Origin of the sequence: Mycobacterium sp. GA-0227b (genome assembly GCF_001499855.1) — a bacterium.
Taxonomy (GTDB): domain Bacteria; phylum Actinomycetota; class Actinomycetes; order Mycobacteriales; family Mycobacteriaceae; genus Mycobacterium.
The window spans coordinates 445,080-471,006 of sequence record NZ_LQIK01000012.1 but is presented as its reverse complement, the minus strand read 5'-3'; the positions used below and the strand labels follow the sequence as shown (position 1 = coordinate 471,006).

Genomic DNA, 25,927 nt, shown 5'->3' with positions numbered 1-25,927 from the left:
TTATTGCGATCTGGCCGCGTGGGCGACCAAAGCCCCTGCCGGAGCGCATGTTTCGCCGACTCGTTCGGCATGCGGTGCGAGGGGAACGCGACGCAGCCACAACGTGAGGTGCTGGATCCGGTACTCCAGCGCCGTCATCAGCGGGGCCAGCGGGGCGACGAGCTGCATCCGCAACAACTCGGCGATGCTCGCCGGCCTGCGGGTGCCGCGCATCGTCGCGATGAACGCCGGTTCGTTGCCGCGGTGCAGCGACACCGTCACATCCAGTTGGGCGCCGGGTTGCGGGGCGCGCACCAGGTAGTGGCCGTCGACCCCGTTGAACGGCGACACCCGCAGCTTCTTCGGCGTCATCGACATGCCGTCCGGACCCGGCGGGAGTAGATAGGCGTGCCGCCCGCCGCCGCCGTTGTGCATCTCCATCACGACATGACGCAGCACCCCGTCGGCGTCGTGGCACCAGTACAGCGTCAGCGGGTTGAAGACGTAGCCGAGCACCCGCGCCTGCAGCAGGGCGGTGACCCGACCGCCGGTCAGGTCGACGCCGCGGTCCCGCAGGAACGCGTCGACGCGCTGGCGCAGGGAGTCCCGATCAGCGCCGTCGAGGTGGTCGCGCGCGTCGAACCGGGCGAAGGGGCGGAGCCACCACGGAAGCCGGGGGAGCCGGTCGAGGTCGACATACCAGCTGTATCCGTGGTGCTCGAAATGGTGATACACCGGTGCGCGCCGCAGATGCGCGGTTCGGGTCCGGTACAGGTGTGAGCCGTCCACATGGAGTATTCGGAGCCACCTGCAGGCCGGATGACTGTGGCGACCGAGTCACCAAGAATGCGAGGTCGCCACGAGTCCCTGGATCAACGCGGAGGTGGCGGGCGTGAGGCCGTCGTCGCTCGGTAGCTGGCTGCGGGGGCTGATGCCGCGCACCCGAGGTGTCAGCTCGAGTTGCGCTCCGCCGCGGCGCACGCGGTTGACCGGATTGTCGGGGTGCAGCCCACGCAGTTCGCGGGGAATCGCGTTGAGATCGGTGATCACCTGGTAGCCGGGCACCCCGACATGGCGGGCGAGATGTTCGGCGAGTTCGCGGTTGCGACCGCCCGCAAGCAGTTGTGTGCTGCGTCCGATGCGGCCGTAGCCGTGCAACGACACCGCGACGTCGACGTGGTCGAGGAACTCCGCGAGACGAGCCGACTCCTGCGCCCGGTACAGCGCCGAGGGCAGATGGTGCGGGTAGTGATCGGGGTGGCGCACCACATACACCGAGGCGCCCGCCGCGTCGGCGGCCCGTTCGGCGATGACGTCGGTCATCTGCTCCAGCCCGCCGCCGTGGATGGCCAGGAAGCCGAAGCGCGACCGCAATGTGCAGTCCTCCGTGACGCCCGGCTGCGCCAACAACTCCGAAAATGATTGCGGCGCAGGGGTTTCTGCGTTACAGGCTCGGTTGGGCCAGTGTGTGGGATCCCACCGCCTGAGGAAGTCGACCCATCGCTGCGGCAGGCCGTGGTGCATGGCGCCGTCGACTATGCGTTCCAGATATCCCGGTCGCGGCGGCCCGGGTTCGACGCGATGGTCGATGTACACCCAGGCTTCGGCGGGCCCGTCGTCGGTGTGCACGGTGAGCCGGTCGCGGCGGTAGCGCACCGGAACGCCCTCGGCGCTGTCCAGCACGGCCAGGTCGTGATCGTTGAGTTGCCACACGACTCCGTGTACTTCGGAGCCGTCGAACGGTTCGACGGTCGCGACACCACGCTGGTTGATCAGCCAGTCGTGGTCGGCTAGCTTGGCCGGCCGGGGATTCGCCGCGTCGGGGCACCGCAACGCCATCTGCGAGACGTTGAGGTTCGATCCGTACGCGAAGTAGGCGTGGTTGAGCATCAGCCCGTCACGGTCAGGAAGATCAGCACCACATTCAAGAGACTAATGAGGGCGGCGATGCCCCAGCCGAGAGTCGTCGTCACGCGGTGGTTGGTGTCGTCGCCCATCAGGCTCCGGTCGCTGGTCAACCGCACCAGCGGAATCAGGGCGAACGGGATCCCGAAGGACAGCACCACCTGCGACAACACCAGCGCCCGGCTGGGGTCGAGACCGATGGCGAGGATTGCCAGTGCCGGCAGCAGGGTGATGAGGCGGCGCAGCACCAGTGGAATGGAGCGCTTCAGCAGGCCCTGCATGATCATCGCGCCCGCGTAGGCGCCGACCGAAGAGGACGCCAGCCCCGAGGCCAGCAGGCCGATGGCGAACAGCAGCGCGATCGTCGGGCCGAGGGTCTCGCGGACCGCGGCGTGTGCGCCCTCGATCGAGTCGGTGTTCTCCTGTCCCTGCAGATTGGTGGCGGCGACCAACACCATCGACAGGTTGACCGCGCCCGCTACGACCATCGCAATGCCGACGTCCCAGCGGGTGACGCGCAGCAGCATCCGTCGCATCGGGCCTGGCTCGGGGTGGCCGTGCCGGTCCCGGGCCAACCCGGAGTGCAGGTACACCGCGTGCGGCATCACGGTCGCGCCCAGCATGGCCGCGGCGATCAGCACGCTCTCGGTTCCGGCGAACATCGGGACCAGCCCGGCCGCCGCCTCGTCGACGGGCGGGGGAGCGACGAACAGGCTGGCGAGAAAACCCACCGCGATGATCGACAGCAGCCCGGTGATGACGCGTTCGAACGAGCTTTGACCTTGGCGGTCCTTCACCAACAACAACAGCAGCGAGACGACCCCGGTGATGATGCCGCCGGTCAGCAGCGGCAGGTCGAACAGCAGGTACAGCGCGATGGCGCCGCCCACCACCTCTGCGAGATCCGTTGCCATCGCGACTAATTCGGCTTGCAGCCAGTACGTCAGCCGGGTTCGGCGGCGCATCCGGCCACCGACCGCTTCCGGTAGCGACATCCCGGTCACGAGCCCCAGCTTCGCCGAGAGGTACTGCACGAGGCAGGCCATGGCGTTGGCCGCGACGATGACCCAGACCAGCAAGAACCCGAACTGCGCGCCGGCGCTGACGTTGGCGGCGACGTTGCCGGGGTCGACGTAGGCGATGGCGGCGACGAATGCCGGCCCGAGCAACAGCCAACTCGGCCGCAGCTTCACCTCGTCCTGGACCACCTCGCCCACCTTCTATCCGGAATAGCGAATAGAAAAGTTAGGTTAGCCGAAACCTCAACCCCGTGCGGCTACGGGGTCACCTACCGCGTCCACCGACGATCACGGGGCCCCAGGCCCAGCCGCGGTACGGCCCGGTCTGCACCGACGGTGACGTGACGATCTGAGAGCTGCCGTTCGTATCGCACTGGGTGGTGTTCGGGGCGATGTCGACGCATTCGGGCGCGGCGGTGGCGGCGGGTGCGACGAGGGTACACATGCCAACCGCGGCCGCTGCAAAAACCATTGCGAGACAGCGCATTATCGACGACTTGCGCGGCAGGGGCAGGCCCGGACGGTCACGGGAAGAAGAACCCGTCGCCTTCCCACATGCTGCCCCACGGACCCACATACTCCTGTTCGGCGGGCGTGGCGTTGATCGAAACGTTGCCTGGCGACACGCATTCCGTCGTGGAGCCGCCGATCGCCTGGGCGCCGCCGGTGTCGACGCACTGCGGCAGCGTCGGATTGGCCGGTTCGGCGCCGGCCAACGGTGCGCCGGCGAGCGCCGCTGCGACGCCACCGGCCGCGATCACCGGAGCGAGATAACGAAGTGTGGTTCGCATGGGCACGTCCTCAGTCTGAACTACCGTTGGCCTTGGCGCAGAGCGTACAGCCCTTTTCCGGTGATCAGCGGCAAGTCGAGCGTCGTGCGGATGCCCGGCGGGGCGGCCACGACCGCGGGAATCGCGTTGACGACGCGGGCGGCGGTCGCGACCAGCCCGGCGTGATTGTGGTCGCCGTTGGGGCTGCTGAGGCACAGGTCGAGCGTGTAGGACGGCTCGCCGGTGATCTCGAGGCGGTACGAGCCGCCCTCCTGCGCCGGTTGCGGCCAGTCCGGGTGCAGGTCGTCGCGCAGCCGCGTGACGTGTTCGAGGACGACGGCGACCTTGCCGTCCTTGATGCCCTGCACTTCGAAGCGCAAGGCCGCTGCGGTGCCCTTGGCAATATGGCCTGCGGCGATGTCGAAATCCTCGGGCGCCGGATCCCGCACATAGGTTTCGGTCACGTTGTCGAGCTCGATGCCCAGGCCCGCGGCGAGCTGGCGCACCACCGATCCCCAGGCGAGGCTGAGCACCCCGGGTTGCAGCAGCATCGGGATCTCGTCGAGCGGTTTGCCGAAGCCCATCACGTCGAACATGACCGTGGCGCTGTCGTAGGTGTCGTAGTTGATGATCTCCATGCAGCGGATCTGTTCGACGCTCTGGCAGGTGCCCGCCAGTGCCAGCGGCAGCAGGTCGTTGGCGAAGCCGGGGTCGATGCCGTTGACAAACAGGGACGAATTGCCTTGTTGCGTGGCCTCCTCGATCGGCTTGACGAGGTCGTCGGGCAGCACCTGCCACGGGTACTGCAGGAAGACGGCGCTGCTGCCCACGACGTTGACGCCGGCGGCCAGGATGCGGCGATAGTCCTCGAGCGCGTCGGGCAGGCGGTTGTCGGCCATCGCGGTGTAGACGGCACAGTCGGGCTGGGTGGCCAGTACCGCGTCGATGTCGGCCGTCGCGGTGATACCTGTCGAAACCCCAAGCCCCGCAAGGTCTCCCGCGTCCTTACCGGCTTTGGCGTCCGACGACACCCACACGGCGGTGAGCTCGTACTGCGGGTCGTTGATCAGCTGGGTCAGCGCGTGCCGTCCGACGTTGCCGGTGCCGATCGCGGCCACCTTGATGGTCATGGGCTTCCTCTCACAGATCCGGGATGGGCAGGTCGAGATTCGGGACCGTCAACCCGCCGTCCACCTCGAGCGTCTTACCGGTCAGATAGCTGCCTGCGGGCGAGGCGAGATACACGGCGGCAGCGGCGATGTCATCGGGTTCACCGAGGCGGCGCATCGGGGTGGCCTGCTCCATCGGCTTCCGCAGCTCGTCGTTGGAGGCGACGATGTCGAGCGCCGAGGTCAGGATCGAGCCCGGTGCGATCGCGTTGACCCGGATCCGCGGGCAGAGGTCGAGCGCGGCCAACCGGGTGTAGTGGGCGAGCGCGGCCTTCGCGGTGCCGTAGGCGGCGAAACCGCGGCCGGCCAACCGGCCCATGGTGGAGGTGACGTTGATGATGCTGCCGCCGCCGGAGTGCTCGAGCATGTGCGGTACGGCGGCTGCCGTGAGCGCGTGCGCGGTCGAGACGTTGAAGGTGAAGGCGTCGCGCAGGTCCTTCGTGGAGGTGTTGAGGAGCGCGTTCGGCATGGTGCCGCCGACGTTGTTGACGACGATGTCTAGTTTGCCGAACGCCTCGACCGCCGCGTCCGCGAGCTTGGCGGTGTCCTCCGGGTGTGCGAGGTCCGCGACGACGATGTGGGCCCGTCGTCCGGCGGCGCCGATCTGCTCGGCGACCTCCTCGAGTTGCGACTGTGTGCGTGACGCGATCAGCACGTCTGCACCGGCTTCCGCGAATGCGACCGCCATCGCGGCGCCGAGGCCGCGGCCCGCACCGGTGACCACGGCCACCTGATCGTCCAGTCGAAATCTGTCGAGAATCACGGCGTCACGGTAACAGGCCGAACTGAAACACGTTCTAATTTGTCGCAGGTTCGCTCAATTGTGAACCTCACGACGTAGATCCAGGGAAAACCGTCGCCAGATTCACAACCGGCGATCGCGGGGCGCTTACTTCTTGGCAGCGGTCTTCTTCGCGGCCTTTTTGGCAGGCGACTTCTTGGCGGCCTTCTTGGCCGGGGCCTTCTTCGCGGCGGCCTTCTTCGCGGGCGCCTTCTTGGCCGGCTTGTCCCCGTCGTCGGACTTGCCGCGGCCTTCGCGCCGGGCCTTCACGCTCGCCTCGAGCTTGGCCAGCAGGTCGGAGACATCCTCGGTCTCGTCGAGCTCCTGCGGCTGCTCCTCGGTGGTAAAGGCTTCGCCGCCTTCGAGTTTCGCCTGGATCAGCTCGTGCAGCTGCTCCTGATAGTCGTCGTGGTAGCGGTCGGGATTGAAGTCGTCGGTCATCGAGTCCACGACCTGGGTGGCCATCTTCAACTCGGCCGATTTGATGTCGACTTCCTTGTCCAGCACCGGGAAATCGGGATCGCGGATCTCGTCGGGCCACAACAGCGTCTGGATCACCATGACGTCGCGCTTGCTGAAGTCCTGCACCCGCAGCGCCGCGAGCCGGGTCTTGTTGCGCAACGCGAAATGGACGATCGCGACGCGGTCGGTCTCCTTGAGCGTCTTGGTCAACAGCACATATGACTTTGACGACTTGCCCTCGGGCTCAAGGAAATAACTGCGGTCATACATCATCGGATCGATGTCGCCGGCCGGAACGAACTCCAGCACCTCGATCTCCCGACTGCGTTCCTCGGGAAGCGTCGCAATGTCCTCGTCGGTGATGATCACCGTCTGCCCGTCGTCGGATTCATACGCCCGGGCGATGTCGCGGTACTCGACTTCCTCGCCGTCGAGTTCACAGACGCGCTTGTACCGAATGCGTCCGTTGTCCTTCGCGTGCACCTGATGGAACTTCACGTCGTGGTCCTGGGTCGCGCTGTAGACCTTGACCGGGACGTTCACCAGGCCGAACGCGATCGAGCCTTTCCATATGGAACGCATCAACCCAGTATGGCTGATTTCTGCGCCGCATCGCGGCTGCTGCGATCAGGAAGATCGGCGCCGGCACGGGACACCGTCAACGCCGACGACAGGGCGGCGGTTCGCACGACGCTCGTCAGCTCCTCGGTGCCGATTCGAGCCAGGTCAGCCCGTCGTTCGGCACCCAGCAGGCCCAGCGTCCACAGGGCGTCGATCAGGCCGGTCATGAACGCATCGCCCGCGCCGACCGTGTCGACGACGTCGACCTGGAACGCCGGCACCCGCACCGTGCCCTGTGCGCACAGCGCGAACGCCCCTTGCCCACCCGTGGTCACCGCTACCACGGACGGGCCCATCGCCAGCCACGTGTGGGCGATCTGCTCGGCAGAGCGGTCCGGGTCGATCCAGCGCATGTCCTCGTCGCTCACCTTGACGACATCACTTCGCTCGATGATCCGATCGATGCGGTTGCGTGCGGCGTCGCCGTCCTCGATCAGCACCGGCCGCACATTCGGGTCGAACGTCACGGTCGCCGACGGGTGGTAGGTGTCGAGCAGCGCCGCGGTGGCGCGGCACCCGGGCTCCAACACCGTCGCGATTGACCCGGTGTGCACGACGAGCGGCGGCCCGACCTCCGGCGTGCCCGTCAGTTGCCATTCGATGTCGAAGTCGTACTGTGCCGAGCCGTGCTCGTCGAGAGTGGCCAGCGCGGTCGGAGTGCGGGCCGCGTTCGTGCTTCCCGTAACCAGTTGCACCCCAGCCGCTTCGACATACTCGACGATGCGCCAACCCCGTTCGTCGTCGCCGATGTGGGTGAGGAATTCGACGTCGCGATCGAGGCGGGCCAGCCCGACCGCCACATTGAGCGGGCTGCCGCCGACGTGTTCAGCGCTGACTTGGCCGGGACGGGAGACGATGTCGATCAAAGCCTCGCCGATCACCAGCGCTCGCTGCCTACCGTCGCCCGAACTCATCCGGTCACCACGTTTTTCACGCTACCCGGCGCGCTGCCGTTGCCGCGGATTTCGGCGCCACCGCTGTGAACGGCGCGACGACCCTGGTGCAGAACTCGACGTTCAGGTCACCGGCTGGTTCGACGGGTCCAAGCCATTCGGCAGGTCCGGTCCGAACCCCGACCCGTGGGTGAACTCCTGATGCGCCATCGGCCGGCAGTTGTTGTCCATCGGCGTCTGGTCGCCCGAGCAGTAGGGGACAAGGTCTTGCGGATCGGCCGCCGCGTGAGGCGCCGATAGCAGAGCCGCCGTCGCGACCAGCACCGCCGCCGCAAGTCGAGTCACGAATCCAACGTAACAGCGGGTATACGTTCACACTGTGGATCGATTCGGCCGGGTGAAGCTGACCAACCCGGACAAGTTGCTGTACCCGGCGACGGGGACCACCAAGGCCGAGGTGTTCGACTACTACGTCGGCATCGCCGAGGCGATGATCCCGCATATCGTGGGCCGTGCCGTCACCCGCAAGCGCTGGCCGAACGGTGTCGAAGAGCCGTCGTTCTTCGAGAAGCAGCTCGCCTCGTCGGCGCCCGAATGGCTGGACCGCGCGTCGGTAACCCACCGGTCCGGGACGACGACGTATCCGCTCATCGACACCGCCGAGGGGCTGGCGTGGATCGCGCAGCAGGCCGCGCTCGAAGTCCATGTGCCGCAATGGCGATTCGTCGCCAGGGACGACGGCCCACCGACCCCCGGCCCGGCGACCCGCATCGTCTTCGACCTCGACCCCGGCGAGGGAGTGTCGTTTCGGCAACTCTGCGAGGTCGCCCACGAGGTACGGGATCTGATAGGCGACATCGGGCTCACCACTTACCCGTTGACCAGCGGCAGCAAGGGTCTGCACCTGTACGTGCCGCTGCAGGAGCCGATCAGTTCCCAGGGCGCATCGGTGCTCGCCCGGCGGGTCGCCCAGCAGCTGGAGAAGACGATGCCCAAGCGGGTAACCGCGACGATGACGAAGAGCCTGCGCGCCGGAAAGGTGTTCGTCGACTGGAGCCAGAACAACGGCGCCAAGACCACCATCGCCCCGTATTCCCTTCGCGGACGCGAACATCCGACCGTCGCCGCGCCCAGAACATGGGACGAGATCGGCGACCGCAAGCTTCGGCACCTGCGGTTCGACGAGGTACTCGAGCGCGTCGAGGAGATGGGCGATCTGCTGGCGCCGCTCGACGAGGCGGTGCCGGTGCCCGATCGGCTGACCACGTACCGCAGCATGCGCGACGCGTCGAAAACCCCGGAACCGGTGCCGAACAAGCCGCCGAAAACTGGCAACAACGACAAGTTCGTCATCCAGGAGCACCACGCCCGCCGGCTGCACTACGACCTGCGACTGGAACGCGACGGCGTGCTGGTGAGCTGGGCGGTGCCCAAGAACCTGCCCGACACCCCGTCGGTGAACCACCTGGCCGTGCACACCGAGGACCATCCGCTGGAGTATCTGACCTTTCACGGCGAGATCCCGAAAGGGGAATACGGCGGCGGCAAGATGATCGTCTGGGACACCGGCACGTATGAGGCCGAGAAGTTCAACGACGTGCCGCCCGACAGTCCCAACGACGGCGGCGAGGTCATCATCAATTTGCGGGGCAAGAAGATCGACGGCCGCTACGCCCTGATTCAGACCGACGGCAAGAATTGGCTCGCGCACCGGATGAAGGACCAGAAGCGGCCGCAAGCCGGTGATCTCGCGCCGATGCTGTCGACGGAAGGATCGGTCGCGCGGCTCAAGGCCGGCCAGTGGGCGTTCGAGGGCAAGTGGGACGGCTACCGGGTGATTCTCGACGCGGACCGCGGCAGGCTGACCGTCCGGTCGCGACGCGGCCGCGACGTGACCGCGGAGTTTCCCCAATTCGGAGCGCTCGCAGCCGATCTCGCCGAGCACCATGTGATCCTCGACGGCGAGGCGGTGGCGCTCGACGAGTCGGGGGTGCCCAGCTTCACCGAGATGCAGAACCGCGCCCGCTCGACCCGGGTGGAATTCTGGGCGTTCGACATCTTGCACCTCGACGGCCGATCGCTGTTGCGCGCCAAGTATTCCGACCGACGGCGGCTACTGGAGGCACTCGCCGAAGGCGGCGGGTTGATCGTCCCGGACCTGTTGCCGGGCGACGGCCCCGAAGCGCTCGAATATGCCCGCAAGAAGGGCTGGGAAGGCGTCGTCGCCAAGAAGCGCGACTCGACATACCAACCGGGGCGGCGGTCGTCGTCGTGGATCAAGGACAAGCTGTGGAACACCCAGGAAGTCGTGATCGGCGGCTGGCGTCAGGGCGAGGGCGGCCGATCGAGCGGCATCGGCGCTCTGCTCCTCGGGATCCCGTCAGACGGTGGACTGCAGTTCGTCGGCCGCGTCGGCACCGGCTTCACCGACAAGGCCCTTGCCGAACTCAAGAAGACGCTCAAGCCGCTGGAAACGGACGACAGCCCGTTCAACGAGCGACTGCCCCGCCAGGACGCCAAGGGCGTCACATACGTCCGCCCCGAACTGGTCGGCGAGGTGCGCTACAGCGAACGAACCTCCGACGCCCGGCTGCGCCAGCCGAGTTGGCGCGGGCTGCGCCCGGACAAGGACCCGGCCGAGGTCAAGTGGGAGTAGCGCCGCCGGTGCTTCGAAACCCAGCTCGATGGGTACCGTAGTGGGAGCCAAGGGTTGAGCCTCATGCCCCAACTCGCTCCAGTTTGAGTGGGTGATTCTCATCGCCACCACGGCCGTCAATGTGCATAGCCCCCAGCGGTCTCACGTCGAGATCGCCGAACTCGCTCGCGCCGAGGAATTTCTCGAGGATGCGTACGGCGCCAAGATGCGGCTGGACCGCGATGAAAACGCTCGTCGGTCGGCGAAACTTCTCATCCACGAACGCACCGCCGTCGGACCGTTCGCTGTCGAGGACATTCGATTGGCCGGAGACGTGCAGGCCTCGACCGAGCCCTTGCACAAGGTCTTGGTGGTTTGGCCGACCAGTGGGCGGTTGGGCCGGGAGTGCGGCCGCGAGGTGACCGAGGTGGCCGCGGGTGAGCTCGCGCTGGTCTCCCAGCCGGACGCGCCGCATCGGACCCACGCCCATGATCTGCACGCGACCTCGGTGATGCTCGACCCGTCGATACTGGTCGGGGTCGCCACCGCGCTCCCGACGGGCCAGGCTCCGATCTGCTTCACCAGCCTGCAGCCCGTCGATGGCGCAGCGTCCCGGCTGTTGAAGAACACGATCACCTACGTCAAGGACGTCATCCTCACCGACGACGCGTTGGCCACTCCGCTGGTTCTCGGTCACGCGGCGCGACTCCTTGCGGCCGTCACGATGTCGACGTTCCCGAACTCGCTCGCCGCGGCGCCCACGACCCACGACCGAACCGACCACCAACCCGTGCTGCTTCGTCGCGCGATGGAATTCATGGAATCCAATGTCGCCAACGACATCGCGCTCGACGACGTCGCCGAGGCCGTCCACGTCACGCCCCGCGCGGTGCAGTACATGTTTCGTCGCCACCTCGAGACGACCCCGCTGCAGTACCTACGCCGACTTCGGCTGCACTACGCCCACCAGGAGCTGCAGGCCGCCGATCGGACCCGCACCACGGTGACTGACGTCGCCGCCCGGTGGGGTTTCGCACATACCGGCCGGTTCGCCGAGGCCTACCGCGAGACATACGGGTGCACCCCGCATATGACTCTGCGGGAATGACGGCCATGCCGTTACCCCGGCTACCTGTCTGACCACCGTGCCGAGCGGGCAGAAGAGCTACACATACTCGCAATCACAGCCGGTTCTCCGGACCGACCACCGCCCACACCGTTTTGCCCGACGGGGTAGGCGCGTTGCCCCACGCGCGGCACAGCGCCGTCACGATGCGCAGTCCCGTCGGCGGGCCGCCGCCGGATTCCCGGATGCCCGCGGGCAGGCGACTGGCGTCCTCCACCGCAATCGTCACCGCTGAGCCATCGCTCTCCAGCCGCAGGTTGGGGTCGCTGGCCGCGTGTGCCACAGCGTTTTCCACGAAGGCGGTAGCGATGACCTTTGCCACCGGGATCAACTCCGGCTGTGTCCATGCGGTGAGCCACTCGTCCACAAGTTCCCGCGTCCGCCGCAGACTTGCCATACCGCCCGGCAGATACGCACGGGCACGACGTCGGCTCTTGAGCGGCGGGGGTTGACCGAGCGCCTCGACCGCGTCGTGGATCGTGGGATAGACGGGGACCCAGCGGTTGATGCCATTGCGGACGATCGCCGACCGGCCGTCGGCGTGCTCACAGACGAGGATGATCGGTACCTCCGGCCACCGGTCGACGTGCCAGCGCGCACTGGTGAACACCGCCAATGCCGACTCGGCAGGCACCTCGAGTTTGGTGATATCGACGATGACCGCCCGCGGCTCGTCAAGGGCGGCCTTGATGATCACGTCGCGAAGCGGACGGTACGTCCTGCTGTCGAGCACGCCGTCGGGAGTGAGCACCGTCGTACCGCGAATTCCATCGACGTCGGAGGACAGCGCGCAGATGTCGTCAGGCACCGCGCTCATCTTCCTCTGCAGTCGCCTCCGACGGTCGCTTGCCCAGCGGTCGTCCCGACGCGAAATGTGTGAGTGCCTCCACGCCTCCTGCGGAGGCGCCCACCGCCACGACGCCTCGCAGCGCCCCCGTGTCCGCCATCGTGGTCGGACTACCCGCGCTAGAGCGTGGATAACCCTTGTCAGAGCTTGGCGATGACGTTTTCGGCGAACTTCTCGAGATGGCGGATCTTGGTGTCGAGCGGTTCGGTGTCCGACCCCGTGATGTACGGGATCCGAAAACCGACGATGACGTCAGTTACGCCTTTGTCCTCGAGCCGTTTGATGCCGTCGGGCGTGTAGGCGTCGGCGGAGATGACATGCACCTCGAACGGTCCCGTGCGGCCCTCTTCTTCGCGAAACCGATTGAGCCGCTTGAGGAGTCGATCCAATTCCTCGGCGTCGCCGCCGCCGTGCATCCAGCCGTCGTTGCGGGCCGCCCGCTTGAGCGCGGCGTCGGCGTGGCCCCCGACGAGAATGGGGATCGGCTTGGTGGGTGCCGGTGTCATCTTCGTTTTCGGGATGTCGTAGAACTCGCCGTGGAATTCGAAGTACTCGCCGGTGGTAAGGCCCTTGATGATCTCGATGCACTCGTCCATGCGTCTACCGCGCCTGGCGAACGGCACATCCATCAACTCGTAGTCCTCGGGCCACGGGCTGGTGCCGACGCCCAGCCCGAGCCGGTTGCCGAAGAGCGCAGCCAGCGAGCCGGCCTGTTTGGCCACCAGTGCGGGCGGCCGGATCGGCAGCTTGAGGACGAAGAAGTTGAACCGCAGCGTCGTGGTGACCGCGCTCAACGCACCCGCGAGGACGAACGCCTCGACGAACGCCTTGCCGTCGAGGAATTCGCGGCTGCCGTCTGGTGTGTAGGGGTACTTGGAGTCCGACTCGAACGGGTAGGCGACGCTGTCGGCGATCGTCATCGCGTGGTAGCCCGCCGCCTCGGCGGCCTGCGCCAACGGTACGTAGAACGTCGGATCGGTCATCGCTTCGGCATAGGTGAACCGCACGCCGCAATACTAGAACGGGTTCTAGTCCCGGGTTTAGGAGATGGCACGCAGGGAACTTGAACGCCGTGAGCGCGGCCAAGACCATGTCCAAGCCCTTGTCAATCGCCAGCAGTGTTGTCGGTGGCCTCATCGCCGGCAAGATCTTCACCGAGGTCTGGCAGCGGATCAACCCGGAGGATGAGGAGCCGGATCCCAAGGACCTCAGCCGATCGACGCGCGAGGTGTTCATCGCCGCCGCGTTGCAGGGTTTGATCGTCGGCCTGATCCGTGCGGCCCTCGCCCGGGCACAGGCCAAGGGATTCCACGCACTGACCAACGAAGACCTGCGCTAGCGCGTTCTTGCGCGGAACCGAGGTGAGCGGTGCCCGATCTCGTCGCCGACGCGTTGGTGACGCGGCTGCGCGACTGGGGAGCGACGCGGATCTTCGGTTACGCGGGCGACGGCGTCAACACACTTCTCGGGGCGCTCGCCCGGGCCGGTGAGCCGGAATTCGTCGCGACCCGGCACGAGGAGCTCGCGGCGTTCATGGCTTGCGGCCACGCCAAGTACACCGGTGAGGTGGGCGTCTGCCTCGCCACCCAGGGCCCCGGCGCGATCCACCTGCTCGCCGGCCTCTACGACGCGAAGCTCGACCGCCAACCGGTGGTGGCCATCGTCGGGCAGGTGGTGTCGACGGCGCTGGGCAGTGGCTATCTACAGGAGGTCGACCTGCACACGCTGTTCAAGGACGTGTGTGCGCAGTACGTCCAGACCGTCTTCGCGCCCGAGCAGATGCCGATGGCGTTGGACAACGCGATGCGGACCGCATTGGCGACGTCGACGCCGACGTGCCTGATCGTGCCGCACGACGTGCAGAAGGCGCAGATGCCCGACGAGATCCAGCACAGTCACGGTGTGGTCCCCTCAGCGGCGACCTACACCCGTCCGCACGTGGTTGCCCGGGACGCCGACCTGCACCGCGCGGCCGAGCTGCTGAACAGCGGCGAGAAGATCGCGCTGCTGGTCGGACGCGGGGGCATGGGCGCCGAGGACGAGATCGCCGAGATCGTCGACCTGCTCGGCGCCGGCGTGGCGACCTCACTGCTCGGCAAGCCGGTCCTGGACGAGGCTGCGCCGTGGCACACCGGGGTGATGGGTCATCTGGGCACGACGGCCAGCGCGCAACTCATGGCCGGCTGCGACACCCTGCTGATCGTCGGCAGCAACGACCCGTGGACGGAGTTCTATCCCGGCCCCGGGCAGGCGCGCGCGGTGCAGATCGACATCGAGCCGCGGGTCGTCGGCGCGAAGTATCCGGTCGACGTGGCGCTCACCGGCGATGCGGCGGACACGTTGACCCGGTTGTCTTCGCTGATTCACCGCAAGACCGACCGCCGGTGGCAGCAGCAGGTCACGCGCTGGACGCAGCACTGGCTTCGCGAATCGGCCGAACGCGCTGATGCCCAACATGATTCGGCGAACCCGGAGTTCGTCGTGCGGGCGTGAGCGACCACCTGCCGGGCAACGCCCGGGTCGCCGTGGACGTCGGGTCGGCGACATACTGGTATGCCCGTCAGCTCCGGTTGCCGCGCGGGGTACCGGCGCATGTGTCGGGTTATCTCGCATCGATGGGCTGCGCGCTGCCGTATGGGATAGCGGCCAAGCTGGACGCGCCGGACCGCCCGGTCATCGCGCTGGTCGGCGACGGCGCCATGCAGATGAGCGGGTTGCTCGAACTCGTCACGATCGCGGACCGGTGGCGCGGCTGGCCGGATCCGCGGTTCGTGATCCTGGTGCTGCACAACCAGGATCTGGCCGAAGTGTCGTGGGAGCAGCGCGAAATGGAGGGCGATGCGCGCTTCCCGGCGTCCCAGGATGTTCCGCCGTTCCCCTACGCCGACTACGCCGAACTCCTCGGGCTGCAGGGACTGAAGCTGAGCGAGTCGGCGCAGGCGCATGCGGCGTGGCAACGGGCGTTCGAGGCCGACCGGCCGACCGTGCTCGAAGCCGTCGTCGACCCGAAGACGCCGATGCTTCCGCCGCTGATGCCGGAAGCCAAGGCGGACACGGTTTATGCCGCGCTCGCGCAGGAGCCCGACGGCGACGCGGTACGCGAACGCGTTGTCGCACAGCGCAGGTCGGAGCCGACGTCTTAACCCTCGGTGTCCGGCGGGTATGGCGGAGCGCCGACGCCTGCAACGCAGTGCGTGCCCCACGGCGTCACCTCGGTCAACTGCCCCTGCGCCGTGCGGTCGCCGATCGATATGTGCACGGTCTGCGGCATGCGGACATCCGGTGCCAGGTCGAAAACCATGCCCCGCCAGTGGTACCGACCGTCGATCGGGTCGAGGTGACCGGTCAGCCGCACCCGCACGCCGTGCTCCGCATCGTGCAACCGCAGTTCGGCCGGCCCGTCGTAGACGCCGGTCATTGGGGCAGGAAGCCGCTTCGCCGCCACATCCGGCGCGCAATCGGGCCCAGCAGCCCTACCTCGTCGAGGAATGCCGCCAGCGGTGCGAAGCCGGTCATCTGGGTTTCGCGCCGATGTGGGCTGCTGCGCGCGATGCGCCGCGTCTGCTTGGGGTCGAGGCCGACGCGCGAGTACTGCACCTTGTTGGTGAACAGGAAGCGGAAGAAGTAGCCGCCAAGACCGTTGATGTTGGACAGCACGAATTTCGGCAGCGGACGCATGTGCGGGACCCGCTTGCGCAATCCGTCGCGGGCGAACTGGATGTGCCGGGCCTCCTCGGTGACGTGAATACGCATCAGGCGCTGCACGATGGGCTGTAGCTCGTCGTCGTCCATCATCTGGCGCTGCAGCGAATCGAAGATCTCCTCACCGATCAGGGCGGCGACCCACAACGCCGAGCCTTGGAACACGAACGGCAGCGCGTTGATGATGACCCGCTGATACCACTTGGGCCACACCGGCTTTGCGTCGACCCGCTCGATGGCCTTGCCGAACATCACCATGTGACGGGTTTCGTCGCCGAGTTCGGTCAACTCATAGTGCGTGTTACTGGCGGTGGGGTCCTGATGCATCATCTTGCGCAGCAGCGACTGGTTGAGGATGTTCTCGAACCAGATGCCGGCGGACAAGGTGTTCACCAGTTCCTGGCGGGACAGTTCGATCTGCTCCTCGCGCGTCATCGTGTCCCACAGTGGTGTGCCGTAGAGCGAGACGATCTTCGGCGGCAGGAAGAACTTGTCCGGGTCCAGCGGCGCGGACCAGTCGATGTCGACCACGGGGGCGTAGGACTTCTTCACCGACCCCTTCAGCAGGCGCTCGGAGAACTCGTTGCGGCTGGACGCGACAGCGGGGGTTGTCATCGGCGACCTCCCTTTGGGTGACTTGATCCCCAAGGTAGGCAGCCCGCGCATCGGAGTCAATACCTGCGGTACCGCATACTTCCGGTACCGAGCGTTTGGCCGGGGCCGCCCGGGGTATCGGGTGGTATGCGAATTGACGAGTCCGACAACGCCACTCGTGCACCGGACCCCGACGACCCGCGCAAGCCTCAGTCGCCGACTGACCTCACCCGGCCGTCGCTTCTCTACGCGATGCGCAAGGCCGTCCGGGAGTTCCGGGACGACGAGTGCACCGACCTTGCCGCGGCGCTGACGTATTACGCGGTGCTCTCGGTGTTTCCGGCGCTGGTGGTGATGGTGTCGCTGCTCGGCGTGTTCGGGCAGGGCAAACGCACGGTCGACGGGCTGCTCGACATCGCCGATGACGTGGCCCCGGCGTCCGCGCTCGACACACTGCGGCCGACAGTCGAGCAGCTGGTCAACTCCCCGACGGCCGGGCTCGCGTTGGTGATGGGCATCGCGGGCGCGCTGTGGTCGGCGTCGGGGTACGTCGGCGCGTTCGGCCGCGCGATGAACCGCATCTACGAGGTCGAGGAGGGTCGACCGGTGTGGAAGCTGCGTCCGGTGCAGTTGCTGCTGACGCTGGCCGGCCTGGTGCTCGCTGCGGCGGTCGTGTTGATGCTGGCGGTCAGCGGGCCGGTCGCCGAGGCGGTCGGCAATGCGATCGGCCTCGGCGCGGTGGCGGTGACGGTCTGGAGTATCGCCAAGTGGCCGCTGATCCTGCTCTTCGTCGTGCTGGCCGTCGCGATCCTGTACTACGTCACACCCAACGTCGAGCAGCCGAGGTTCCGCTGGATCAGCGGCGGCGCGGCGCTCGCGATCCTGGTGTGGCTCCTCGCGTCCCTGCTGTTCGGTGTCTATGCGGCCAATTTCGGCAGCTACAACAGGACCTACGGCGCGTTGGCCGGTGTGATCGTCTTCCTGCTGTGGTTGTGGATCACCAACCTCGCCCTGCTGTTCGGCGCCGAAGTGGACGCCGAGCTGGAGCGCAGCCGTCAGCTGCAGGCCGGTCTGGCCGCCGAGCAGGAATTGCAGCTACCACCCAAGGACACCCACAAGCTGCGCAAGGAAGCGGCCGCCGAGAAGAAGGACGTCAAGCGGGCCAGGCGGCTGCGTTTTTCGCGGGGCCGCAAACACTGAAGGCATACTGCGGGCGTGACCCGTCGGATTCATGTCATCGGCATCGGCGCGGGCGATCCCGACCAGGTGACCGCGCAGGCGGTGACCGCGCTCAACGACACGCAGGTGTTCTTCGCGATGGACAAGGGCGACTCGAAGCACGACCTGGTGGCGCTGCGCAGGCAGATCTGCGAACGGTTCATCCGCGAGCCCGGCTACCGGTTCGTCGAACTGCCCGACCTGCCCAGGGACAGGGCCGCCGCGGACGGTCCGGACTATCGCCGGGCGGTCGCCGACTGGCATGCGGCGCGGGCGCGGGTGTGGGCCGACGCGATCGCCTCCGAGCTTTCTGACGGCGCCACCGGAGCATTTCTCGCGTGGGGTGATCCGTCGCTGTACGACAGCACGCTGCGCATCCTCGACGCCGTCGCGAGCCACGTCGACATCGACTACGACGTGATCCCGGGCGTCACTGCGATTCAGACGCTCACCGCGCGGCATCGCATCCCGCTCAACGACGTCGGCGAACCCGTGCTCATCACCACCGGCAGGCAACTGCGCGACCGTGGGCTGGCCGGAAGCGCGGTGGTGATGCTCGACGCCGACTGCTCTTTCTTGTCGTGCCCGCCCGACACCCGCATCTGGTGGGGCGCCTACCTCGGCACGCCCGACGAGTTGCTGATGTCGGGCACCGTCGGCGAGGTCGGCTCGCGGATCGCGGCGGTGCGCGCCGACGCCAGGGCCCGGCACGGCTGGATCATGGACACCTACCTCCTGCGTTCGGCGCCTGGACGCAGTTAACGGGGGTTAATTGCCTTCACCTGCTGCATGCGATCAACCCCTTAGAGCCATTTCTTCGCAACGCGACCGTGGCAAGATCGCCGGCATGGTGTCGTTTGTTGTCCGCGCCGCGCTGACGGGGGTTGCGCTGTGGGTGGTGACGCTGATCGTGCCCGGCATCCGCTTCGTCGGCGGCGATTCCGCGCTGGCCGACGTCGGCATCATCTTCGTGGTCGCGGTCATCTTCGGCGTGGTCAATGCGGTGATCAAGCCGATCGTGCAGATCATCTCGATCCCGCTCTACATCCTCACGCTCGGCCTGTTCCACATCGTCATCAACGCGCTGATGCTGTGGATAACGTCCTGGATCACCGAGCACACCACGCACTGGGGCCTGTTCATCGACGACTTCTGGTGGACGGCGATCTGGGCGGCAATCGTGCTGTCGATCGTGAGTTGGCTGCTGTCGGTGGTCACCGGCCGCGGTTAAACAGTGAGCAGCCGCGGCTAGGCGTCAACCCTGACCGCACGGTGTGCGAGGAAGGCACACTGGAGCCATGCCAGAACTGCCCGAAGTCGAAGCGCTCGCCGATCACCTGCGTCGCCACGCCGTCGGACACCCGATCGGCCGCGTCGACGTGTCGGCGTTCTCGGTGCTCAAGACGTTCGACCCACCGGTCACCGCGCTGCACGGGCGGACCGTCACCGACGCCAACCGCTGGGGCAAGTACTTGGGCCTGCAGGCCGGCGACCTGTACCTGATCGCCCACCTGTCGCGCGCGGGCTGGTTGCGGTGGTCGGACAAGCTGGCGGCGGCGCCGTTGAAGCCCGGCAAGGGGCCGATCGCGCTCCGGGTTCACCTCGGAACACCCGGCGAGGCAGCGGGATTCGACCTCACCGAGGCCGGGACCCAGAAGCGGCTCGCGGTGTGGCTCGTCGACGATCCGGCCAAGGTACCGGGCATCGCGGGGTTGGGCCCCGACGCATTGTCGCTGGGCCCCGAAGATCTCGCCGGAGTACTAGCGGGCAACAGCGGCCGAATCAAGACGGTGATCACCGACCAGAAGGTGATCGCAGGTGTCGGCAACGCCTACAGCGACGAGATTCTGCATGTCGCGCGGATCTCTCCGTTCGCGACGGCGGGCAAGCTGACCGATGCGCAGCTGGCGGCGCTTCACGACGCGATGATCGGTGTCCTCACCGACGCGGTGACGCGTTCGGTCGGTCAGCAGGCGGCAACGCTCAAGGGGGAGAAGCGCTCCGGCTTGCGGGTACATGCCCGCACCGGTCTGCCCTGTCCGGTGTGCGGGGACACCGTGCGCGAAGTGTCGTTCGCGGACAAGTCTTTCCAGTACTGCCCGACCTGTCAGACGGGCGGCAAGGTGCTGGCCGATCGTCGGATGTCGCGACTGCTCAAGTGATCCGGCAGTACGAGCGGGTGGCCGCCGAGAGCGCCTGCCGGTAGAGGGCGTCGAGCTGGCGGGCATTGGCCACGGCGTCCGACGCATCCTTGCGCGTTCGCACGCAATCGGGGCTGTGTAGCGTATTCCATTGCAGTGCAATCTCATCGACCATGATCTTGTTGAGCCCGTCGATCTCCGATCGCAGCACGGACAGCTCGGGCGCCACAGTGGGTGCGGCTGGGGGGTCGAACTTCCACTGGCCGAAGCGGGTGTACTGGATGCCCTCGGTGGCGTCGATCTGGTCGGTGAAGACCGTCCGCACGTAGCCCGGGTCGACGGCGTGTGCGGCGGCGTCGGCGGCGACGGCGTCGAGGACCGCGTCGGCGCGCTGCCGGTCGGTGATCGGCCCACCGTTGATCCATTTGGCCGCCGCGACCGGGTCGGCGGTGGCCAGCCGCTGCGCCGCGGTGTCCACCAGCCGGTACAGCGGGCTGACCGGCTGGGCATGCGCGACCGGCTGTGAGATCGCGACAAGCAGCATCACCAGGGCCGATGTCGTCATCCGCAGGGCAACCATGCATCCATCATCGACCTCGATCACCCTCGCTTAGTCTGTCGGGGTGACTCGGCAGAAGATCTTGATCACCGGCGCGAGCTCCGGCCTGGGCGCCGGAATGGCCCGCGCGTTCGCCGCGAAGGGCCGCGATCTCGCGCTGTGTGCGCGCCGCATCGACCGGCTCGACGAGCTCAAGGCCGAACTGCTCGAGCGTCATCCCGGAATCGAAGTCGCCGTCTCCGCGCTCGACGTCAACGACCACGACCAGGTGCCGAAGGTGTTCGGTGAGCTGGCCGCCGAACTCGGCGGCATCGACCGCGTCATCGTCAATGCGGGCATCGGAAAGGGCGCGCCGCTGGGATCGGGCAAGCTGTGGGCGAACAAGGCCACCATTGAAACCAATCTCGTTGCCGCACTGGTGCAGATCGAGACAGCGCTCGAGATGTTCAAGCAAACGGGCGGAGGCCATCTGGTGCTCGTTTCCTCGGTGCTCGGCAACAAGGGCGTTCCGGGGGTGAAGGCGGCCTACGCCGCGAGCAAGGCCGGTGTGTCGTCGCTCGGTGAGTCGTTGCGCGCGGAGTACGCGCGTGGGGCCATCAAGGTCACGGTCCTCGAGCCCGGTTACATCGAATCGGAGATGTCGGCGAAGGCCGAATCGACGACGTTGATGGTGGACAACGAAACCGGGGTGCGCGCGATGGTGGCCGTCATCGAGCGCGAGACCGGGCGCGCGGCGGTGCCGTGGTGGCCATGGGCGCCGCTGGTCGGGCTGATGCGGGTGCTGCCGCCTCGCCTCATGAAGCCGTTCGCCTGAAGCGGCGAGCCGTGTAAAGGCCGGCGCCAACGGGTAGCCCGGCTCCGATGAAAGTGTTGCTGACCGGTGGCACCGGGTTCGTTGGAGCGTGGACGGCCAAGGCAGTGACCGACGCGGGGCATCAGGTTCGCTTCCTGGTCCGTGATCCGGCGCGGTTGGAGACGAGCGCCGCGCAGATCGGCGTCGACACCGACGACTACGCCATCGGCGACATTGCCGACGCCGACGCGACGGCCGCGGCGATGGACGGCTGTGACGCTGTAATCCACTCCGCAGCAATGGTTTCCATGGATCCACGGCAGGCCGACAAGATGCTGCGGACCAATCTCGCCGGAGCCCGCAACGTCCTTGGCGCGGCGGTTGAGCGCGGTCTCGATCCGGTCGTCCACGTATCCAGCTTCACCGCACTGTTCCGTCCCGGCCTCGACGTACTTCACGCCGATCTTCCCGTGGTCGGGGGATCCGACGGCTACGGGAAGTCCAAGGCGGAGGTGGAGAAGTACGCACGAGAGCTACAGGATGCGGGTGCGCCGGTGACCATCACGTATCCGGGAATGGTGCTCGGGCCGCCGGCGGGAAACCAGTTCGGCGAAGCGGCCGAAGGCGTCCAGGCGGCGGTTCAGATGCGAGGGGTCCCCGGGCGCGGTGCCGCCTGGATCGTGGTCGACGTCCGCGATCTGGCTGCGCTGCACGCCGCGCTACTCGAACCCGGCAAGGGGCCACGTCGATACATGGCAGGCGGCAAGCGCGTTGCGATCGCCGACCTGGCGTCGATGATCGGCCGCGCAGCGAACCGGTCGCTTCGGGTGTACCCGGTGCCGGATACGTTGCTGCGCAACCTCGGAAGGGTGGTCGACGTGGCCGGGCCCTATCTACCGTTGGACGCGCCGGTGACTGGGGCGGCGATGCAGTACTACACCCAGATGCCGTCGTCTGACGATTCACCCAGCGAGATCGAACTCGCCATCAGCTACCGGGACCCGCAGGAGACGCTGGCGGACACCGTCGCCGGGCTGAGGCAGGTGGCCAGGTTGTAGGTCGTTCGCAGGTTTAAGCAATCCCGCGTCGTGGTAGCCAAGTCCCATGATCGAAAAACTGACGAAGATGACGCCCCTGTTGTTCTCGGGCGCTGCGGCAGTCGCGATCGCCGTCGCGCCGACCGCCGGTGCGCAACCGGCGCCCCCGCCGTGTCTCAACGCCGACGGCACCCCGTGTGCCGGTATCGGCAATGTCGAGGCCGGTCCCGGTGGTGGTGCGCAAGTGAATGTTCCGAACGGCCCGCAGGGCACCGCCGACGGAGGCGGCGCCGGCGGCGTGATCCCCGGCGGCCCGGGAGGTTCGGCCGGTCCCGGTGGCGCGAGCGGTTCGCTGGCTCCGAACGGACCCGGCGGCACGGCCGGACCCGGCGGTGCGAGCGGGTGCCTGCCGAATGTCGGCTGCGTGAACATCCCGGCTCCGTAACAAGCAGCTGAGTTCGCCCAGCGTCGCGGCGCACGCTTCTCGGTGAGCGTGCGCCGCGCTGCGCTGACCAACTCGCTGACGAACTTGTAGCACAGGGGATTTCAGCCAATGGCCTCGGTGCGGTCGGTGACCAGGCGGCGCGCCAGAAACCCGAACACCAAGACAGAAGCAGCAGGAGCACCGAAAAGCACAATCGCCAGCAGTATCCCAGACGACGTGCCGCTCAATGCGGTCGCAAACGCGAACACCGCCACGACCCATGACACCGCGCACGTCACCACTGTGACGCCGATCGCCACTGCCAGGGAACGACGCACTCCATAGGCCGGAAATCCAGAGATAGCCAGGATCAACAGGACTGGTACGCCCAGGATGGCCGCTGCCACCCACATCCCCGAAAGTGTTCCCAACTCCCTGGCCGCCGGCATTATCAAACAGGCTGCGGCCACCGCGGCGAGCACGATGCCGACCGCCGCGATGGCACGCGCATTGGTTCCTCGCATACGTTCGGTGTGCCCGCGACGTTGTCCCGGCAATCGCACCGCGCTCCGGTGATGGCCGGTAGAAGGACCGCTCGGTGAGTCGCGCCGCGCCGATGGCACCTGCGAACCACCGACCGATAGGTCTGCTTGACAGATCATTGGGTTTTCCTAACACTGTGTTGTGTGAGTCCGGTGAGACGGGGCGATTCGCTCCCCATCCACAACCGCATCGGCGTCCTGCGCGCCGAGCGGCGGATGACGCGGGCTGAACTCGCGGCGCTGATCGATGTGAACCCGCAGACCGTCGGCGCGCTCGAACGCGGCGACCACTATCCGAGCCTGGACCTGGCGTTTCGGATCTGCGACGTGTTCGGCCTGCCCGTCGAGGCGGTGTTCTCCCGCACGGAGTTCACGCCGCTGTCCATCGAGCTCTACCGGAGGAACCCGCGCGCACAAGGAGGCGACTCAGATGTCCCCATCGACCCGGCAGACTGACCGAACGCTCATCGATCGCTACCAGGACTACCGGACGAGGCGGTTCCTCAAGCACGAGCGGACCTATGCCCACTCGCTTCCGAGTTGGCGCACCCAGTCCCGACGCCGAATTCTCGTGGTCGGTCTCGGCCTCACCTTCGCGTTCATGTTCGCGGTGAGTGTCCTGAGCGCCTTCGGATTATGGTGGGCGCCGTTGTTGTGGTTGGTCGCATGTCTGTTCTTCTTCCCGCTGTGGATCATGCTGCAGATCGTCTCCGGCAGGCAGGGCGACGCCCCGGAGGCGGCCCTCGACGAGTACGAGGTGCAGCAGCGCAACAGTGCCCGCTCGATCGGCCTGACCATCACCCAGAACTTGATGTTGATCCCGATCGGCTACCTGATCGTCGCATCAATTTACTTGCGCGACACCGACACCGACGTGGCGTACGCGGGTGCGCTGATGTCGCTGGCCGTGCTGGTGTTCGGCGGTTGCGCGCCGGCGATGATCCTCGGCTGGAGTCGTCCGGACCCCGACGCCTAATCGCTACGCGCTGCGGCCACGCTCGGCGCGGTAGTGCCGCACCAGCGCGTCGGTCGAGCTGTCCGATTGTTCAGCGGGGGCGTCGTCATTGGTGATGACCGGCAGCAGCGCTTTGGCTTGCGTCTTACCGAGTTCGACGCCCCATTGGTCGAACGAGTCGATGCCCCAGATGACGCCTTCGGTGAACACCTGGTGTTCATAGAGCGCGATCAGCTGGCCGAGCACCGATGGCGTCAGCTTGGTGGCCAGGATCGACGTGGTCGGCCGGTTGCCCGGCATCACCTTGTGCGGCACCACATTCGGTGGTGTTCCCTCGGCGGCGATCTCCTCGGCGGTCTTGCCGAATGCGAGCACCTGCGTCTGGGCGAAGAAGTTGCTCATCAGCAGGTCGTGCATGCTGCCGCGGCCGTCGGCGGTCGGCAGGTCGTCGGTGGGTTGGGAGAAACCGATGAAGTCGGCAGGCACCAGCCGCGTGCCCTGGTGCAGCAGTTGGTAGAACGCGTGCTGGCCGTTGGTTCCCGGCTCGCCCCAGAAGATCTCGCCGGTGCTCGTGGTGACCGGTGACCCGTCGGCACGCACCGACTTGCCGTTGGACTCCATCGTCAGCTGCTGAAGATACGCCGCGAACCGCGCCAGGTCGTTCGAATACGGCAGCACGGCACGGGTTTCCGCGCCGAAGAACTCGTTGTACCAGAGCCCGATCAAGCCGAGCAGCACCGGCACGTTCGACTCCAACGGCGCGGTGCGGAAGTGCTCGTCGACGACGTGGAAGCCGGACAGAAACTCGGCGAACCGTTCGCGGCCGATGACCGCCATCACGCTCAAACCGATTGCGCTGTCGACGGAATAGCGCCCGCCCACCCAGTCCCAGAAGCCGAACATGTTCTCGGTGTTGATGCCAAAATCGTCGACCAGCTTCTTGTTGGTCGACACCGCGACGAAGTGCTTGGCCACCGCCGCGTCACCGAGCGCGTCGGTGAGCCACCGTCGCGCCGCCGTCGCGTTGGTCAGCGTCTCCAGGGTGGAGAATGTCTTCGATGCGACGATGAAAAGCGTTGTCGCGGGGTCGAGTCCGTCCAGCTTGGCCACCAGATCGGCCGGGTCGACATTGGACACGAACCGCGCCGAGATGCCGGCGTCGGCGTAGTGGCGCAGCCCCAGCGTGACCATCGCCGGCCCGAGATCCGAGCCGCCGATGCCGATGTTGACGACGGTCTTGATCGGCTGGCCCGTCGCCCCGGTCCACTCGCCGCTGCGCAACCGGTCGGTGAAGTCGCCCATCTTGTCGAGCACCGCGTGCACATCGGCGACGACGTCTTGGCCGTCGACCGACAGTTCTGCGCCGCGCGGCATTCGCAGCGCGGTGTGCAGCACCGCCCGGTCCTCGGAGGTGTTGATGTGCACGCCGGAGAACATCGCGTCGCGCCGCTGCTCAAGGCCCGCAGCGCGGGCCAGGTCGACCAGCAGTGCGAGCGTCTCACGGGTGACGCGGTGCTTGCTGTAGTCGACGTAGAGATCGCCGACCGTCGTCGCCAACTCGGTGCCGCGAGCCGGATCCTCGGCGAAGAACTCGCGGAGGTGTTTGCCGCCGATCTCGTCGTGATGCCGTTGCAGGGCCTGCCATGCCGGGGTCGAGGCGATATCGGGAATCTCCGATGTTGTCGGCTCTTCGCGCAAGCGCTCATCGCTGCTCATGGGCACGACCTTAGTGCGGCCAAATGCCCAAAGGTGTAA

The 25,927-nt window shown here is 67.0% G+C and carries 32 protein-coding genes and 1 pseudogene; 15 read left to right on the top strand and 18 right to left on the bottom strand.

What is annotated here, in order from left to right; translation table 11 throughout:
- The 10 genes from AU185_RS12710 to AU185_RS12665 all read right to left on the bottom strand — a co-directional run bounded on the left by AU185_RS12710 (position 1) and on the right by AU185_RS12665 (position 7,944).
- Positions 1-768 carry a DUF1365 domain-containing protein gene (locus AU185_RS12710; protein WP_231740229.1) on the bottom strand — a complete coding sequence of 256 codons (768 nt, stop codon included), beginning with the start codon at positions 766-768 and terminating at the stop codon, positions 1-3.
- 48 nt (positions 769-816) lie between these two features.
- On the bottom strand, positions 817-1,869 hold the full coding sequence (locus AU185_RS12705; RefSeq protein ID WP_059098148.1) for a poly-gamma-glutamate hydrolase family protein: 1,053 nt from the start codon (positions 1,867-1,869) through the stop codon (positions 817-819).
- On the bottom strand, positions 1,869-3,092 hold the full coding sequence (locus tag AU185_RS12700) for an Nramp family divalent metal transporter (RefSeq protein ID WP_059098439.1): 1,224 nt from the start codon (positions 3,090-3,092) through the stop codon (positions 1,869-1,871). Before AU185_RS12700 ends, AU185_RS12705 begins: the two co-directional genes overlap by 1 nt.
- A 76-nt stretch (positions 3,093-3,168) precedes the next feature.
- On the bottom strand, positions 3,169-3,375 hold the full coding sequence (locus AU185_RS12695; RefSeq protein ID WP_286143102.1) for a hypothetical protein: 207 nt from the start codon (positions 3,373-3,375) through the stop codon (positions 3,169-3,171).
- 52 nt (positions 3,376-3,427) lie between these two features.
- Positions 3,428-3,694: a hypothetical protein gene (locus tag AU185_RS12690; RefSeq protein WP_059098147.1), complete on the bottom strand. Its 267-nt coding sequence runs from the start codon at positions 3,692-3,694 to the stop codon at positions 3,428-3,430.
- A gap of 20 nt (positions 3,695-3,714) precedes the next feature.
- A complete protein-coding gene (locus AU185_RS12685) occupies positions 3,715-4,803 on the bottom strand; it encodes an NAD(P)H-dependent amine dehydrogenase family protein (RefSeq protein ID WP_059098146.1) in 1,089 nt (362 codons plus the stop codon).
- A 10-nt stretch (positions 4,804-4,813) separates the two neighbouring features.
- Positions 4,814-5,605: an SDR family oxidoreductase gene (locus tag AU185_RS12680; RefSeq protein WP_059098145.1), complete on the bottom strand. Its 792-nt coding sequence runs from the start codon at positions 5,603-5,605 to the stop codon at positions 4,814-4,816.
- Positions 5,606-5,731: 126 nt separating this feature from the next.
- Positions 5,732-6,667: a non-homologous end joining protein Ku gene (gene ku, locus AU185_RS12675; protein ID WP_059098144.1), complete on the bottom strand. Its 936-nt coding sequence runs from the start codon at positions 6,665-6,667 to the stop codon at positions 5,732-5,734.
- Positions 6,667-7,620 (bottom strand): carbohydrate kinase family protein, encoded by a 954-nt coding sequence (locus AU185_RS12670; RefSeq protein WP_059098143.1) that lies wholly within the window; start codon positions 7,618-7,620, stop codon positions 6,667-6,669. Before AU185_RS12670 ends, ku begins: the two co-directional genes overlap by 1 nt.
- A gap of 102 nt (positions 7,621-7,722) precedes the next feature.
- A complete protein-coding gene (locus AU185_RS12665) occupies positions 7,723-7,944 on the bottom strand; it encodes a hypothetical protein (protein ID WP_059098142.1) in 222 nt (73 codons plus the stop codon).
- A 34-nt stretch (positions 7,945-7,978) separates the two neighbouring features.
- Here AU185_RS12665 and AU185_RS12660 point away from each other — a divergent pair, with 34 nt between their 5' ends.
- Both AU185_RS12660 and AU185_RS12655 read left to right on the top strand, forming a co-directional pair.
- Positions 7,979-10,255: an ATP-dependent DNA ligase gene (locus AU185_RS12660; protein ID WP_059098141.1), complete on the top strand. Its 2,277-nt coding sequence runs from the start codon at positions 7,979-7,981 to the stop codon at positions 10,253-10,255.
- 91 nt (positions 10,256-10,346) lie between these two features.
- Positions 10,347-11,342: a helix-turn-helix transcriptional regulator gene (locus AU185_RS12655; protein WP_059098140.1), complete on the top strand. Its 996-nt coding sequence runs from the start codon at positions 10,347-10,349 to the stop codon at positions 11,340-11,342.
- A 73-nt stretch (positions 11,343-11,415) separates the two neighbouring features.
- On the opposite strand, the gene AU185_RS12650 is transcribed toward AU185_RS12655, so the two are convergent.
- Genes AU185_RS12650 through AU185_RS12645 form a run of 3 tightly spaced genes read right to left on the bottom strand, consistent with a single transcriptional unit; the run spans position 11,416 to position 13,214 of the window.
- On the bottom strand, positions 11,416-12,177 hold the full coding sequence (locus AU185_RS12650) for an STAS domain-containing protein (RefSeq protein WP_231740228.1): 762 nt from the start codon (positions 12,175-12,177) through the stop codon (positions 11,416-11,418).
- Entirely contained in the window at positions 12,161-12,307 is a 147-nt protein-coding gene (locus tag AU185_RS25135; RefSeq protein ID WP_156425492.1) for a hypothetical protein, read from the bottom strand. Before AU185_RS25135 ends, AU185_RS12650 begins: the two co-directional genes overlap by 17 nt.
- A gap of 40 nt (positions 12,308-12,347) precedes the next feature.
- Complete coding sequence (locus AU185_RS12645; RefSeq protein ID WP_059098139.1) at positions 12,348-13,214, bottom strand: TIGR03619 family F420-dependent LLM class oxidoreductase; 867 nt, start codon at positions 13,212-13,214, stop codon at positions 12,348-12,350.
- Between the two features lie 83 nt (positions 13,215-13,297).
- On the opposite strand from AU185_RS12645, the gene AU185_RS12640 reads away from it, so the two are divergent.
- Genes AU185_RS12640 through AU185_RS25605 form a run of 3 tightly spaced genes read left to right on the top strand, consistent with a single transcriptional unit; the run spans position 13,298 to position 15,350 of the window.
- Entirely contained in the window at positions 13,298-13,546 is a 249-nt protein-coding gene (locus AU185_RS12640) for a DUF4235 domain-containing protein (RefSeq protein WP_172800275.1), read from the top strand.
- A gap of 29 nt (positions 13,547-13,575) precedes the next feature.
- On the top strand, positions 13,576-14,700 hold the full coding sequence (locus AU185_RS25610; RefSeq protein WP_231740227.1) for a thiamine pyrophosphate-binding protein: 1,125 nt from the start codon (positions 13,576-13,578) through the stop codon (positions 14,698-14,700).
- Positions 14,697-15,350 (top strand): thiamine pyrophosphate-dependent enzyme, encoded by a 654-nt coding sequence (locus AU185_RS25605; protein ID WP_231740226.1) that lies wholly within the window; start codon positions 14,697-14,699, stop codon positions 15,348-15,350. Before AU185_RS25610 ends, AU185_RS25605 begins: the two co-directional genes overlap by 4 nt.
- Here the strand turns inward: AU185_RS25605 and AU185_RS12630 are convergent.
- The gene (locus AU185_RS12630; RefSeq protein WP_172800261.1) at positions 15,347-15,625 is read right to left on the bottom strand and encodes a DUF4873 domain-containing protein; all 279 of its coding nucleotides are present in this window, start codon (positions 15,623-15,625) and stop codon (positions 15,347-15,349) included. The two genes, AU185_RS25605 and AU185_RS12630, sit on opposite strands and share 4 nt — an antisense overlap.
- Positions 15,622-16,524, bottom strand: coding sequence for an AurF N-oxygenase family protein (locus AU185_RS12625; protein ID WP_059098136.1), 903 nt, complete (start codon positions 16,522-16,524; stop codon positions 15,622-15,624). Before AU185_RS12625 ends, AU185_RS12630 begins: the two co-directional genes overlap by 4 nt.
- Positions 16,525-16,650: 126 nt before the next feature.
- Between AU185_RS12625 and AU185_RS12620 the strand changes: the two genes are divergently transcribed.
- The 5 genes and pseudogenes from AU185_RS12620 (at position 16,651) to AU185_RS25595 (ending at position 19,883) form a co-directional block, all read left to right on the top strand.
- Positions 16,651-17,703: a YihY/virulence factor BrkB family protein gene (locus tag AU185_RS12620; protein ID WP_059098135.1), complete on the top strand. Its 1,053-nt coding sequence runs from the start codon at positions 16,651-16,653 to the stop codon at positions 17,701-17,703.
- 15 nt (positions 17,704-17,718) lie between these two features.
- Positions 17,719-18,483, top strand: a complete 765-nt coding sequence (gene cobF, locus AU185_RS12615; RefSeq protein ID WP_059098134.1) for a precorrin-6A synthase (deacetylating) — start codon at positions 17,719-17,721, stop codon at positions 18,481-18,483.
- Positions 18,484-18,568: 85 nt separating this feature from the next.
- Positions 18,569-18,952: a phage holin family protein gene (locus AU185_RS12610; RefSeq protein ID WP_059098133.1), complete on the top strand. Its 384-nt coding sequence runs from the start codon at positions 18,569-18,571 to the stop codon at positions 18,950-18,952.
- Between the two features lie 67 nt (positions 18,953-19,019).
- Positions 19,020-19,262, top strand: a pseudogene (locus AU185_RS25600) (DNA-formamidopyrimidine glycosylase family protein); the annotation flags it as partial.
- A gap of 162 nt (positions 19,263-19,424) precedes the next feature.
- On the top strand, positions 19,425-19,883 hold the full coding sequence (locus tag AU185_RS25595; protein ID WP_231740249.1) for a zinc finger domain-containing protein: 459 nt from the start codon (positions 19,425-19,427) through the stop codon (positions 19,881-19,883).
- Here the strand turns inward: AU185_RS25595 and AU185_RS12600 are convergent.
- Positions 19,876-20,466 (bottom strand): chorismate mutase, encoded by a 591-nt coding sequence (locus AU185_RS12600; RefSeq protein ID WP_353647410.1) that lies wholly within the window; start codon positions 20,464-20,466, stop codon positions 19,876-19,878. The two genes, AU185_RS25595 and AU185_RS12600, sit on opposite strands and share 8 nt — an antisense overlap.
- Positions 20,467-20,485: 19 nt before the next feature.
- Here AU185_RS12600 and AU185_RS12595 point away from each other — a divergent pair, with 19 nt between their 5' ends.
- From AU185_RS12595 to AU185_RS25130, 3 genes are read left to right on the top strand one after another with little or no spacing between them, the layout of a single operon-like run.
- The gene (locus tag AU185_RS12595) at positions 20,486-21,235 is read left to right on the top strand and encodes an SDR family oxidoreductase (RefSeq protein WP_059098130.1); all 750 of its coding nucleotides are present in this window, start codon (positions 20,486-20,488) and stop codon (positions 21,233-21,235) included.
- Positions 21,236-21,282: 47 nt separating this feature from the next.
- Positions 21,283-22,272: an NAD-dependent epimerase/dehydratase family protein gene (locus AU185_RS12590; RefSeq protein WP_059098129.1), complete on the top strand. Its 990-nt coding sequence runs from the start codon at positions 21,283-21,285 to the stop codon at positions 22,270-22,272.
- A gap of 46 nt (positions 22,273-22,318) precedes the next feature.
- Positions 22,319-22,696 carry a hypothetical protein gene (locus AU185_RS25130; protein ID WP_059098128.1) on the top strand — a complete coding sequence of 126 codons (378 nt, stop codon included), beginning with the start codon at positions 22,319-22,321 and terminating at the stop codon, positions 22,694-22,696.
- Positions 22,697-22,797: 101 nt separating this feature from the next.
- Here AU185_RS25130 and AU185_RS12580 read toward each other — a convergent pair whose 3' ends face one another.
- Positions 22,798-23,199 carry a hypothetical protein gene (locus AU185_RS12580; protein ID WP_059098127.1) on the bottom strand — a complete coding sequence of 134 codons (402 nt, stop codon included), beginning with the start codon at positions 23,197-23,199 and terminating at the stop codon, positions 22,798-22,800.
- Between the two features lie 162 nt (positions 23,200-23,361).
- On the opposite strand from AU185_RS12580, the gene AU185_RS12575 reads away from it, so the two are divergent.
- Together AU185_RS12575 and AU185_RS12570 are read left to right on the top strand one after the other, a co-directional pair.
- On the top strand, positions 23,362-23,673 hold the full coding sequence (locus AU185_RS12575) for a helix-turn-helix transcriptional regulator (protein WP_059098126.1): 312 nt from the start codon (positions 23,362-23,364) through the stop codon (positions 23,671-23,673).
- Complete coding sequence (locus AU185_RS12570) at positions 23,648-24,193, top strand: hypothetical protein (protein WP_059098125.1); 546 nt, start codon at positions 23,648-23,650, stop codon at positions 24,191-24,193. The genes AU185_RS12575 and AU185_RS12570 overlap by 26 nt, the downstream gene beginning before the upstream one ends.
- Positions 24,194-24,196: 3 nt before the next feature.
- Here the strand turns inward: AU185_RS12570 and pgi are convergent, their stop codons facing one another.
- Positions 24,197-25,888 (bottom strand): glucose-6-phosphate isomerase, encoded by a 1,692-nt coding sequence (gene pgi, locus AU185_RS12565; protein ID WP_059098124.1) that lies wholly within the window; start codon positions 25,886-25,888, stop codon positions 24,197-24,199.
- Positions 25,889-25,927 lie beyond the last annotated feature (39 nt).